General features: G+C 70.2%; 12 protein-coding genes and 2 CRISPR repeat arrays (1 of these 14 cut by a window edge). Of the genes, 1 reads left to right on the top strand and 11 read right to left on the bottom strand.

The window, feature by feature from the left end:
- Positions 1-215: direct repeats of the CRISPR family, unit length 28 nt; unit sequence GGTCCATCCCCGCGTGCGCGGGGCTTAC; it reaches 362 nt to the left of the window's first position.
- A 73-nt stretch (positions 216-288) separates the two neighbouring features.
- The 3 genes from ABZ805_RS16575 to ABZ805_RS16565 all read right to left on the bottom strand — a co-directional run bounded on the left by ABZ805_RS16575 (position 289) and on the right by ABZ805_RS16565 (position 1,773).
- Complete coding sequence (locus tag ABZ805_RS16575; protein WP_358440526.1) at positions 289-519, bottom strand: DUF397 domain-containing protein; 231 nt, start codon at positions 517-519, stop codon at positions 289-291.
- Between the two features lie 113 nt (positions 520-632).
- Positions 633-842: a DUF397 domain-containing protein gene (locus ABZ805_RS16570; protein ID WP_358440524.1), complete on the bottom strand. Its 210-nt coding sequence runs from the start codon at positions 840-842 to the stop codon at positions 633-635.
- Positions 843-852: 10 nt separating this feature from the next.
- Positions 853-1,773, bottom strand: coding sequence for a helix-turn-helix transcriptional regulator (locus tag ABZ805_RS16565; protein ID WP_358440522.1), 921 nt, complete (start codon positions 1,771-1,773; stop codon positions 853-855).
- Between the two features lie 508 nt (positions 1,774-2,281).
- On the opposite strand from ABZ805_RS16565, the gene ABZ805_RS16560 reads away from it, so the two are divergent.
- Entirely contained in the window at positions 2,282-2,527 is a 246-nt protein-coding gene (locus tag ABZ805_RS16560; RefSeq protein WP_358440519.1) for a hypothetical protein, read from the top strand.
- A 172-nt stretch (positions 2,528-2,699) separates the two neighbouring features.
- Positions 2,700-3,029: a CRISPR direct-repeat array (repeat unit 25 nt; unit sequence CCATCCCCGCATGCGCGGGGCTTAC).
- A 59-nt stretch (positions 3,030-3,088) separates the two neighbouring features.
- Here the strand turns inward: ABZ805_RS16560 and cas6e are convergent.
- The 8 genes from cas6e to ABZ805_RS16520 form a co-directional block, all read right to left on the bottom strand.
- Positions 3,089-3,787: a type I-E CRISPR-associated protein Cas6/Cse3/CasE gene (gene cas6e, locus ABZ805_RS16555; protein ID WP_358440516.1), complete on the bottom strand. Its 699-nt coding sequence runs from the start codon at positions 3,785-3,787 to the stop codon at positions 3,089-3,091.
- Positions 3,778-4,515: a type I-E CRISPR-associated protein Cas5/CasD gene (cas5e, locus tag ABZ805_RS16550; RefSeq protein ID WP_358440514.1), complete on the bottom strand. Its 738-nt coding sequence runs from the start codon at positions 4,513-4,515 to the stop codon at positions 3,778-3,780. The genes cas6e and cas5e overlap by 10 nt, the downstream gene beginning before the upstream one ends.
- Before the next feature lie 4 nt (positions 4,516-4,519).
- The gene (gene cas7e / locus ABZ805_RS16545) at positions 4,520-5,689 is read right to left on the bottom strand and encodes a type I-E CRISPR-associated protein Cas7/Cse4/CasC (protein WP_358440510.1); all 1,170 of its coding nucleotides are present in this window, start codon (positions 5,687-5,689) and stop codon (positions 4,520-4,522) included.
- Positions 5,686-6,231, bottom strand: a complete 546-nt coding sequence (gene casB / locus ABZ805_RS16540) for a type I-E CRISPR-associated protein Cse2/CasB (RefSeq protein WP_358440507.1) — start codon at positions 6,229-6,231, stop codon at positions 5,686-5,688. Before casB ends, cas7e begins: the two co-directional genes overlap by 4 nt.
- A complete protein-coding gene (gene casA, locus ABZ805_RS16535) occupies positions 6,224-7,852 on the bottom strand; it encodes a type I-E CRISPR-associated protein Cse1/CasA (RefSeq protein WP_358440504.1) in 1,629 nt (542 codons plus the stop codon). The genes casB and casA overlap by 8 nt, the downstream gene beginning before the upstream one ends.
- A gap of 274 nt (positions 7,853-8,126) precedes the next feature.
- Positions 8,127-8,495, bottom strand: a complete 369-nt coding sequence (locus ABZ805_RS16530; RefSeq protein ID WP_358440501.1) for a hypothetical protein — start codon at positions 8,493-8,495, stop codon at positions 8,127-8,129.
- Positions 8,492-10,825 carry a CRISPR-associated helicase Cas3' gene (gene cas3, locus ABZ805_RS16525; protein ID WP_358440498.1) on the bottom strand — a complete coding sequence of 778 codons (2,334 nt, stop codon included), beginning with the start codon at positions 10,823-10,825 and terminating at the stop codon, positions 8,492-8,494. The genes ABZ805_RS16530 and cas3 overlap by 4 nt, the downstream gene beginning before the upstream one ends.
- 78 nt (positions 10,826-10,903) lie before the next feature.
- Positions 10,904-11,257, bottom strand: a complete 354-nt coding sequence (locus ABZ805_RS16520; RefSeq protein WP_358440495.1) for a hypothetical protein — start codon at positions 11,255-11,257, stop codon at positions 10,904-10,906.
- Positions 11,258-11,520 lie beyond the last annotated feature (263 nt).

Raw genomic sequence — 11,520 nt, 5'->3', positions numbered from 1 at the left:
GAAGGGTCCATCCCCGCGTGCGCGGGGCTTACCGACACCCTGGCGGACAGGCTGTCCAAGGCGCCGGTCCATCCCCGCGTGCGCGGGGCTTACTGAATAAGTGCTACCTCTGCTACCTCCGCTACTGGTCCATCCCCGCGTGCGCGGGGCTTACGAGAGGTCACTGACGGGGTTCGAGGAGATCAGCGGTCCATCCCCGCGTGCGCGGGGCTTACCCTTTTTGAGCTGGGGTTTTGTGTGGCGGGATGTGCGTTTTCATTCGGTGGGTGGGTGTCCGCCGGGTTGGGGTCAGCGGTCGTAGGTGCCCGTTTTGAGGTCGGTGAGGAATGTGGTCCAGGTGCGGGTGGGGAAGGGGAGCAGCGGACTCCGGTCGCCGAGCTTGCCGTCTCGGACGGCGGTGCGGCCGGGGGCAGCCGCTACTTCGACGCACTGGCCGTTCGGGGTGCTGTAGGAGCTCTTGCGCCACACCGCGTCCGCTGAGCCGTGGTCGTCCGAAGCACGCGTGTTCAGCTGGGTCACGTGAACTCCTCTGGTCGCAGGACTCTCGGTTGTTCTACGGCGTCCCCAGGCGTGCCGAGTTCTGGGTTGGCGAGGCCCACCCGGGACATTCCGGATGGGCCTGCCCGAAGCGATCAGCGGTCGAAGGCGCCGCTCTTGACCGAATCGAGGAACGTCGACCAAGTGCCGTCGCCGAAGGGCAGTACCGGACTGGTCTCGCCGAGTTTGCTGTCTCGGACACCGGTCAGACCCGGGATCGAGGCGATCTCGACGCAGGCTCCGCCCCCGCCGTTGCTCCTCGTGCTCTTGCGCCACGGCGCCTGGCTGAAGTCCGGGGCGTTCATGCTCCGCTCCCTATCGTGCTCGCAGCTCCCCGGCGATCGACTCGATGAACTCCTTCGACGCCGCCGGGGACAGCGCTTTGTCCTGTAGAGCGCCGAAGTTCAGGCTATACGACTCCACCGCGTCCGGGTCCTCCACGTAGACGCATCCGGTCAGGTGCTCGGAGAAGGCGACATCCGGGTCTTCCGCCGCGGCGAAGCCCAAGATGATGAAAGGCGATCCCATCGCCGGGGTTGCTCCTGCTGCGAAGGGCAGCGCCTGAATCTCGATGTTAGGCAGCTTCGACATCTCGACGAGATGCCCGAGCTGTTCCTGCATGACCTCGGCGCTCCCCACCTGCTGGCGCAATGCGGCTTCATTGATCACGGCTCGCACCGAGACGGGTTCGTCGCCGAGGAGGCCCTTCTGGCGTTCTGCGCGGAGATTTGCGCGATCGCGGGCTACCGAGTCGTCCGCGCGAGGAACCCAAGCCTGGACGAGCGCGCTGGCGTACCCGTCGGTCTGGAGCAGCCCCGGGATCAGGTCGATGGCGAACTCGTGGACGTGGTCGGCTTCCGCTTCGAGCCCGACGTACTCGCTGAAGTTGTTCGCCAGGCTGTCGCCGTAGCTCTGCCACCAGCCGCGCTGGCGGGCTTGCAGTGCCAAGGCGACGTACTGATCCCGTTCGGCGTCGTTGACGCCGTAGATCGCGGCGAGCGCGAGGACTTCGGCCGGACCGGGGATCTGGTCGGCGTTCTCGAAGCGGCTGACCTTCGCCTTGGACCACTGCAACGCGGCGGCGACGTCGTCCTGGCGCATCCCGGCGGCCTCGCGCCACGCCAGCAGGCGGCGAACCACCTTGCGCAGCCGCACTGTCGGGCTCACACGCTCCACCACGAACTCCTCGACCTCGGTTGCCGCGTCGACCAGCAGCGTACGGGGCGGTTCTTCCACTACTGCACCCTCCTTGGATGAAACGGATGTCCCACTATCGAGTCGTTGCGTGAGTGAGAGTTTCACTTCACTATGGTTCCAAGCTTCGAGGTGATCGAACTCCGAGGCAAGACCCCGATCCGGGCACAGGCGATTCCTTCAGCCGTCCGGATACCGATCACCCGTCCGAACCCCATTGGTGCGAGGAGATAACCGCGATGAACACGCATCGCAGGCTCAAGGTGAATGGCCCACCCGCCCAGTCTCGTTGGGCGAATGGGCCACTCACCTGGTCGACATTTCCGCTTGATCGGCTGCTGCTGAGTCGTTGAGAGTCCCGGCCGGGTGTGCCCCGACCCCGGCCGGGTGGACCGGTGCTCGCTAGTGCCCCTCGGCGGGTGCCGGTCGCGGGCCGGACGGCGTGCTTCCCCGAGCGCCGCCCGGACACGCCCGGCCGCACGATCCACCCCTTCCCCCGAGATCGTGCGGCCGGGCCCCTCGCTTTCCCTTCGCCTGCTGAGGAAATCCCATGATGCTCAGGTCCTACGGGTTGCCCTGCGCCTGGCACTACCTCCCGGAACGGGACATCACCGTGCGGTGGGGACGGCCCGATCCGGTGTTCACCGTGCACCGGGGCGACCGACGAGGTGAGCGCGGCGATCACGCGCTCATCGACACCGTCGTCGTCACCCAGCCCTGGATCGACGACAACGACGTAGCCCGAAAAGCCCGCCACTGGGCCAGGATCCACCCACGATCTCGGGAACCCGGATGAAGGAACCACCACGAGCCGCACCGAACCGGCCGCGCCCGGGAGACCTCGCGAAACCAGGCCGCACCGGCTACACCCGCCACCTGACCGGCCACCTCCAGCCCGACACAGCCCCGGTGACGACCCTCTACGCCCGAGTACTGGAAGGCCTCCGAAAACTCTGATCGGCCATCAACACGCCCCGCATGCGCGGGGCTTACTTGCGGACGATGACGGCGGCGGAGATCGCGGGCGGCCCATCCCCGCATGCGCGGGGCTTACACGTTGATCAGCTTTCGGAGACGGGACATCTCCGGCCCATCCCCGCGTGCGCGGGGCTTACCAGGACCCGGTCGAGCCGGGCGCCTTCGCTGGCGGCCCATCCCCGCATGCGCGGGGCTTACGCCACCGGCATGAGCGTGTGGTGGCGGGATCACGGGCCATCCCCGCATGCGCGGGGCTTACCGCTCCGCCGCAACCGAGGCGACCGGACAGTACGGCCCATCCCCGCATGCGCGGGGCTTACCCTTTGCGAGCTGGGTTTTTGTTAGGGGTGTTGGCCAAAAATCGGACACTGGGTCGGTGTCATGCCGTGGCTCGGGTCGGGGCGAGGGTGAGGAGGCCGCAGCCGTAGGCCTTGGCTCGGCCGATGCCGTTGTGCAGGGCAGCGGTGAAGGCTTCGGGGTCGACCACGTCGAGGTGGCCGTCGAAGCGGACCGGGGAGATCGTGATCTTCCGGCGCCCGTCACCCCCGTCGGCGGCCTTCTTGCGGCCGACCAGTTGCGGGCTAGGCGTGGGCGCCACATCCGGGCCGTGCGAGGTGCCGGGGATGCGGAAGCCGTGCCGTTCTCCTTGCGCGGCGAGCCAATCCAGCTGCCGCTCGGGAGTGCGCACCGGCACCCGCTTGCCGCGGCCGCGGTGTCCGGGGACGCCGCCGTCGGGGTGGATGCTGCGGGTCGGGCTCGCCACCAGCCGGAACGCGAAACTGCGGCCTGCGCAGATCGCGTCCGACACGGGTTGCAGGCAGCGCACCTGGGCGCGAGCGCGCAGGTAGCCGTCCGGCAGCACCGCCCAGTCGGGGTGAGTGCGGCTCTGCACGTACAGCACGTACCCGCGCCCGGCGTTGTCCAGCCGCCACAGCACCCCGTGTTCCTCCCGCGCCTGCAATTCCGGTGGCAGCGCGGGGAAAGCGGACAGCACCGTGCGGTGCATGTCGTGCACGTCGGCGTAGTCGCGGCGGAACGCCCGCGAGGTGACGTCGACCTCCAGCCTGCTCAGGAACACGCCTCGGCCCCTTTCATCGCTTCGGTGAGCACCACGTGCCCGACGCGGACCGTGCGCGACTCGAACCGCCGGTCGTCGTTCGCGAACGACAGCGGGTGGTCGTGGCGCAGCTCGGCCTCCGGGTCGGAGGCAGGCACGTCGACGACGGTGCGCAGCAGCTCCGCGCCGTCGGCGGGGGACACCTGGTGGCGCTGCTCGAACCGGTTCTCCAGCCACGGGTGGGTTTCCAACACCTCCAGCAGCGGCTGCTCGACGACGCCGGTGCCGCGGCGGGTGCTGTGCCCGTCGGTGCCGATGAGCGGGCTGGCGGGCACGAAAGCCTTGCGGCCGAAGAACAACGGCCACCGCGGACGCCGCACCGCCTCGGCCAGCTCCGCGATCAGGTCCGTCTTCCCGTGCAGCGCCACCAGGAACAGCGCGTCCGCCAAGTAGTAGCGCTCGCTGAGCACCGTCCGCGGCGACGTGCCGTCCGATTGTGGGACGTTCGACGCGGTGTGGAAGTCCCGCTCCACCAAGCCTTCCCGGTCCACCCGGACACCCATCCGCAGCGCGGCGAGCTCCGCGATCCGCGCGGTGTCGTCCCGCGCCACCCCGCAGGCCGACGCCAACAGGCCGACGACCCCCGATTTGGTGGGCTCCGCGGCGGTGTCCCGGCCGGTGAACCGGGACCGCACACCCCAGGACTGCATGGGCGCGTCGATGCGCAGCGCCAAAGTCGCCTCGCTCACCGGATCACCCCAGTGCCCCGGCGAGCGTGCGGCGCACCAGCTCGCCGACCGACGCCGCCTGCTCCGACTCGGCCAGGTCCAGCGAACCGGTGACCGCCGCCCCGGTGACGGCGCGGATCGGCTCCTCGTCGTAGAAACCGCGCAGCCGGTTGAAGTGCTCGATCATCCGATCGGTCGACTTCACCAGCACGTCCTCGCCGCGCACCGGGTTCAGGAACGCGTTCGCCAGGTTCCACGCGCCGTGCTCGCGCACCACCGTCAGCAACGTCTCCGGGGTGGTGCGGGCCGCGGTCGAGTTCTGCTTGCCGCTCGGCGTGGCCGAGATGAACGCCCGCAGCCAGGCGTTCGCCGCGCGCCCGGCGAGTTCCGCGTCCCCGTCGAGGTTCTCCGACAGCTTCGCGACGTCGAGGTTTGCGTAGCGGTAGTAGCAGGCCGCGTTGAAGTCCACCGTGCCGATCATGTCCGCACCCGACTCGTCATCCGGCTGCAAGTCGTCGACCGCGGTGTAGTAGTCGAACTCGGTGACCACCGGGTGGGTGGACAACGCGTGCGCCACTTGGGAAGCGGCGTCCACGTTGAAGTCCTTGTTGTCGGCGATCATCCGGCCGAACAGCGCCACGTCGGCGACCCGGCGCGCGTTCAGGATGTCCCGCGCCCGCTGGAGGCTCTCCTTGCTGGGCTTGACCTTCGGCAGCTTCTCCTGCGCCTTCTTCGCCGCCGCAGCATCCTTCGCGTTCTCCACCGCCTTGGTGCGCTTCGCGGCCCGGTCGGCGAACGCCTCCCGGTGCTCCCCGGCGAACTTGGCGAGCTCCGCACCCGCCTCCCGGCCCACGAACAGCAGGTACTGGGTCAAGTCCCGCTTCGCGACGCCGAACCCGAGCTCGTACAGCGCCTCCCGCACCACATCCGCGGTCCCCGGATCGGGGTCGGCATCGCCGTCCAACCCGTCCATCTTCCGCGCCGCATCCGCCAGCAGGCGCTTCGTGCGCAACCCCGTCTCCGACACGTCCAACCCGTACTTGGGAAACTCGCCGCGCGCCGACCGCTTCAAGCACTGGCTGGAGATCCGTCCACGTTGGACACCGCCGAACGTCACCGATTTCGGCTGGCCGACGTCGTCCCGGTTGAGGTTGCTGACCGGGAACGACTGGAGCAGGTGCAACTCGATGATCACTGATCTGTCCCTTCGGTGGAGGTCGTGGTGGCATGCCTGCCGCGGTGGAAATCGCGCGCCCACCGCATGCGGACCTGGTAGGCGCCTTCGCTGTGCGCCCGAGCGCTCTGCAGCGTGATCAAATCGGTGAGGAGGGGGTGGAGGTCCACCGCGAGGTCGTGCGCGCCGACGAGCTGCACGGCCTGGCGGGCGTAGTGCACCAGCCCTTCCGCGGAAGTCGACAGCAGCTGGCGCAGCCGAGCCTCCGCGGAGTCCTTGCTCTCCAGCCGCCCCAACGCCTCTCCGATGGGGTAGCGCCTGGCCGGGTTCACCGGGTTGATCGCGTAGAGTCCCGCCGTCAGCAGCCAGAACCGCTCTTCCCGCTCCGGCGGCTCGTGCCGGTGCACCAGTTCCAGCGCCGCCGGGCGCAGATCGCCGGCCAAGGCGCGGCGCAGCTCCGCGAGCGTCGCCCGCGTCCCCCCGACGTCGTCCGCGAGGTCGTCGCCGAGCCGGTACACGTCCCGGATGAACGCCCGGCGGGCGTCCTGCACGTCATCACTCATCGTTCTCCTGTCCCGAGTCCCAGGTGGCGTCGCGGTCGGTCCGGTATTCGCGGTACAACCGCTCCGAGTGGGCGTGGAACCACGACTCCGGTTCGGCCAGCGCGAGCAGCTGCCGCCCCGACTCCCGCGGCAGGTTCCACACCCAGGTCCGCACCGCCTGTTCCGAGATCCGCCGCACGCACTGCGCCCACTGCTCGAACGGGTCGAACAGCGCCCGCTGCGCGGCGGCCGGACTCGGGTGCTCGGTGGCGAGCGCGACACCGACATCGCGCAGCACCACCCCGAACGGGGCCGACAGCTCCGGCCAGTACCACTGTGCGAGTGCGCTGCGGCGTTCGGCGTGCTCCTTTTCGAGCGCGAACGCCGCCTCGTACTTCTTCTCCATCCGCTCCAGCGCCCAGCCGATGTTGTCCGCCAGGTCCGCGGCCAGCCCGAGCAGCGGTCCGACGCGGTCGTCGGATTCGTCCGCTCGCAGCAGCGGAACCGGTGCCGGAACGGACTCCTGCAACCAGGTGTGCACCACCGCGGCTTTGGCACCGAGGGCCTGCCCGTAGATCCGCAGCGTGTAAACCGCGTCCTCCGGCGCGTTCGCGGCCACGTGGTCGAGCACCGTCGGGCGGTGCCGCGGGTTCTCCGGTGGCGCGGCCAGCAGCAGTTCCCGGCAGTACCGCCACGCACCGCGCAGCTCCTCCAGCCGGATCGGCCGCGGTTCGCCGTCCGGCTTCCACTCCTTCTTCTTGTTCTGCTTCATCGGCTGCCGGAACGCGGCCTGGTGCTCCGCTTCGTGCAGCTTCTCGGTGAACCGGTCGCCGGGAGTGATCACCGCACGGTCCACGTACGGCTCGCCGCCCCGGTCCACGGCGCGCAGCAGGATCCGGCGGGACGGCCAGGTGAGCACGTCGGTCCAGCCGCGCGGAATCCGGCTCATCTCCGGATCCGGTCTCGGCGGCTCGTCGAGCTCCCACTGCGGACGGTCGTGCTCGGTGGTCCCGGGCGGTTTGCCGCGCCCAGGCGCGTACACCTGCAGGTTCAGCAGCAAGGTCTCCTTGAGCGTGGCGCCCTCGACGACGACGGCGCCGAACTGGTTGCACACGGCGCACTTGGACGACTTGTCCTTGCGGAACGGGGTCTTCAAACCGCCGGTGTCGTAGGCCTGCAAGGCCACCATCCAACGGGCCGCCGCGGCCGCCGGAACCTCCACGTGATCCCGCGAGGTGGTGTGGTGGAACAACGTCGCATTGCTGCCGGAGGACGTCGGCATCAGCAGCTGCTTCGCCGAGCCCATCGCCTTCTCGGCGAGACCCGGGCATTGCAGGAACGGGCGCGGGCCGAACAGGTCGAAGCGGTCGCCGAAATCCTGCTGGTACTTCTCCAGTTCGTCGCGCGGCAACTCCCGCGCCGACCACAACGATTCCCACCGCCGCGTGGTCGGCGGTCCGTACGCGCGGTGCGCCAGTGCTAACAGCAGGCGGTGCAGCGCGGCCGTCACCACCGGGGCCTCGGCCTCGATCCACCGCAGATCATGGGCTTGCAGTAGCACCTCGGCCAGACCTAGTTCCGTGGCCGAGCCGTCGCTGCGAACCACCGGAAACCACGGTTCGGTCAACAGGTCGAAGCGCACTTTTCCTCCATTGTGGAATGAGTGGTCGAAGGCGCGCGCGGAATCGCGAACGAAATCCGCACGAGTGCGGGATCTGGTGTGTGAGCGGGTCGGACGGCTGTCGATGAACGGCCCGGAGGCGCGATCGAAAGGACGTTAGCAAGGCCCACCGACAGTCGAATCCGGGGTCTCGCGCTCGCATTCGGGTGTCGGGAAATGGCTGATCAGGGACAACGGGAGTCGAAAAGAAAACTTTCAACAACTGTCCGGGAAGACAGTCGGAAGGGAGTTCAGATCAGTTCGATGACTCCTCGGGCGCCACCAGCAGCCCGTGCTCCGGATCGTGCTCGAACCGCCACCCGTCGACCACCGCGATCCCGTCCTGGAGCAGCAGCGGGCGGTGCTCGGTGAGCCAGCCGCTGAACGCGAAGCAGTCCGGGACCGGCAGGTCCGCCAGCGCCGCGAACGCCGCCGGTTCCAGGTCCTCCGGCACGGCCAGCCGGACCGTCGAGCCCGCCAGCTCCGCGACGAGCTCCACCGCGAGCTCGGCGGATTCGAGGTCCACCGGTGTGCCGCGTCCCGTCACCGGCCCGGCGGCCGTCGTCCACAGCGGGACCAGCGCGATCTCCGGCAGGAACGGGGAGAACTCGTGGTCGGGATTCATCGCTCCTCCGGTCGCCGGTTCTTGCTGCGGGTCCGGGTTCGGCTGCCGGGGCGTTCGGTGAGGTCGTGGAGGGCGTCGTCCTCGTCGCTGCGCGGCACGCACACCACCTCGCCGTGGTAGTGCGCCTTGGTCTCGGTGTGCTCGTGCTTCGCCAGCGCCGTCGTTTCCCGGCTGCTCTCGTAGACGGCGCGGACCAGTTCGCCGACATCGGTCGGCAGCGTGATGCCCGTGCGCCCCGCTAGGACGCCCGCGGTCAGCTGCAGCAGGTGCGGCGCGTGGACGTGCGTGGTGGCGCGGGGCAGGCGGATCTCCTGCCGACCGGCGGTTCGTGCGCTCGCGAGCTCCGTGAGGCCGACCTTCGCCGTGCCCCGCGGCTTCCGGCGGTGCAGCCGGCCCAAGCGCTGGACGAGCAGGTCGATCGGGCACAGGTCGGTGACCAGCGCGTCCACGTCCAGGTCCAGGTTCTCCAACACCGAGGTGCCCACCACGATCACCCGGCCGGGGCAGTCGCCGTCGGGGCCCAGGAGCGCGTGCAGGCGCCGCTCGGTCTCGGCGCGGCGTTCGTCCGGGCCGGTCAACGTGATCACCTCGGCGGCGGGGTCGAGGCTCCGCAGTTCGTCGGCGGTGGCCGTGACCTGGGATACGACGCTGTGCACGATCATCGCGGCGCCCCGCTCGCCGAGCTCGTCGAGCACCCAGCGGCAGTGGTCGTCGCGCTCCAGCTCGACGACCTGCACCTGCCGCTCCTGCTGGTCGGATTCGAGCGGCACCGGCGGGATCCGCTCCTGCGCATCCACCCAGTTCAGCTGCCAGCCGTCGCCGGACTCCACCGGCTCCGGCCCGGTGACGGCCTCGACCCGCGCGCCCGCGCGCCACTCGGCGAGCAGCCGTTCCCGCCGCCGCGCCGTCAACGTCGCCGACATCAGCACCACCGGGATCTCCAGCCGACCGCACCACCACAGCAGCCGCTCCAGCAGCCGCGAGGTGTAGGTGGTGAACGAGTGCACCTCGTCGACCAGCAGGACCTTGCCGGACATGGCCGTCAGCTGCACGAACGTGTGCCGGGAGCGGACCACCGCCTGCAACGCCTGGTCGAGGGTGCCGACGCCGACGGGAGCCAGCACGCCGTGCTTCCGGGCGAACCACTCCCGGGCGTCGGCGCGGAGTTCCCACGACTCCTCGTGGTCCACACCGATGTCGAACGGCTCGCACCGGTGCTCGGCGCGCACCTGCTGGTAGCCGTCCCCGTGCGCGGGCACCGCGCGCAACGGGGAACCCGTGCGGGCCAGCACCTCGTTGAACTCGTCGTAGCAGGACTTGATGGTGGCGCGGGTCGGCATCGCCGCGTACACGCCCGACAGATCCAACCGCCGCACCAGCGCGGCCGCCGCCTGGATGCCCGCTTTCGTCTTGCCCTCACCGGTGGGCGCCTCGATCACCAGCACGCCCGGCCGGGTGCGGGAGGCGACGAGCTGCGCCACGGCCCGCTGCAACCCGCGCGGCCGCACGCCGAACATCTCGGTGAACCCGATCCGCTCGGGGCGCCACCGGGTCCAGCCGAAACCGTCGACGAGCTCCCGGGCGATCCGCCGCGATTCCCGGTGGTAGGCGTCCAGGTCCGGCACCTCCGGCCGCCACGGGAACCGCTTGCGGTCCGAGGCGATCCAGTCGCTGACCGTCGTGAGACCGGCCAAGCCGATCTGCGCGGGCAAGGTCCAGCTCGTCTCCCGCCACGGGGCCTCCGCGAGCGGCGGCAGGCCCCACAGCTCCGCGAGCCGGTCCGCCGTCGCGTCCCGCAACCGCCACCACTGCGCGCTCCCGACGTGCGCGCGCATTCTGGTGGACTCCTTGCGCGTGTCGGAGTCCGGCACCCAACCGTGGTGCCCGCCCAACACTTCGGCGAGCACGTCGCCCGCTGCCGCCGCGCCCCACTCGGCCAACCGGGTTCCCAGGTGCACCGCGGTGACCCGGTCGTGCGTGAGCTCCCGGCGCCTGCCCGGGACGGTCGCTTCGACCACCCGATCCAGATCGGGCACCGCCGCCGGTCCCAGCCGTCCGACGGCGATGTCGTAGCACCGCACCTGGAAGCTCGGCGAGATCTTCCCCAGGTCGTGCAGCCCGCACAGCACCGCCGCCCACGCCACCGGATCACCGAGCGGTGCCAGCGCGCGCTCCAGATCCGTCCGCGCCCGCGGCCCCAGCAGCACCGGGAACAGCAGCTCGGCGACCGCCGCCGTGTCGATCAGGTGGCAGATCACCGGATGCGGCTTCCCCGTGCGGCCCTCCTTGCCCCACGCCGCGGTGAGCGTCGCGAACAGCCCGTCCGCCATGTCCCCTCCGATGTCGATGGCACCGGATCATGCCGCACCGCTCCGGCGCGCGTGCGGACTTCGGGTCGCGGGTCGCGGTCAGATCCAGAACGGCGGGTCGCCGGGCTTCGCGCCCTTCGACAGGAACTGCATGTCGTCGTGGACCGTCCTGCGCGCTTCCAGCCACGCCTCGTAGCGCAGGGCCAGCCCGTCGCCACCTTCGCCGCGCCTGACCTGGTCCCGGTAGACGTGCAGCTCCCGCTTCGGCATCTCGGCGACGCGGCGGATGTAGTCGGCGACCGGCACGCCCTCGGTCTCGGCCGCAAGGGTCAGGACTCTCAGTGCGTCCGGATGTATCTCGGAGATCCGGTCCAGGCGGATCCGGTAGCGGATCGGCGATCCGTCCTGGAGTTCGTCCTCGAACCAGCCGTCGTCGTGCGTGCGCCGCGACATCGTTCCCCCGCCGTGCGACCGCCGCGATCGGGCCGGTCCCGACGTCCAGCGGTGCCGCTCGAATGATGGTCGGCGGCAGGCACGGCACGACAGGGCCGACCGGGTGCGCTGCCGACGGCGCCGGGCGAGCCGGTGGGAGACCGTCCGCACCCGGCGTGATCTCGGCCCGGGCAAGGCCGCGCGCGTGCGGGGCGGGGCCGTCGGCAGGGTGATGTGCCCGGGTCAGGACAGCTTCCGGTACCACCGTGCCGGCGCCTTCAGCG

Source organism: Saccharopolyspora sp. NPDC047091 (assembly GCF_040643635.1).
Taxonomy (GTDB): Bacteria; Actinomycetota; Actinomycetes; order Mycobacteriales; family Pseudonocardiaceae; genus Saccharopolyspora_C.
Note: the sequence above shows the minus strand (reverse complement) of the source record. Positions and strands in the feature narration are given on the sequence as shown.

Bases quoted from the DNA above. Each gene is read 5' to 3' on its own strand.
- ABZ805_RS16570 (WP_358440524.1), bottom strand. From the start codon at position 842: ATGAACGCCCCGGACTTCAGCCAGGCGCCGTGGCGCAAGAGCACGAGG.
- ABZ805_RS16560 (WP_358440519.1), top strand. From the start codon at position 2,282: ATGATGCTCAGGTCCTACGGGTTGCCCTGCGCCTGGCACTACCTCCCG.
- casB (WP_358440507.1), bottom strand. From the start codon at position 6,231: ATGAGTGATGACGTGCAGGACGCCCGCCGGGCGTTCATCCGGGACGTG.
- ABZ805_RS16530 (WP_358440501.1), bottom strand. From the start codon at position 8,495: ATGAATCCCGACCACGAGTTCTCCCCGTTCCTGCCGGAGATCGCGCTG.
- cas3 (WP_358440498.1), bottom strand. From the start codon at position 10,825: ATGGCGGACGGGCTGTTCGCGACGCTCACCGCGGCGTGGGGCAAGGAG.
- ABZ805_RS16520 (WP_358440495.1), bottom strand. From the start codon at position 11,257: ATGTCGCGGCGCACGCACGACGACGGCTGGTTCGAGGACGAACTCCAG.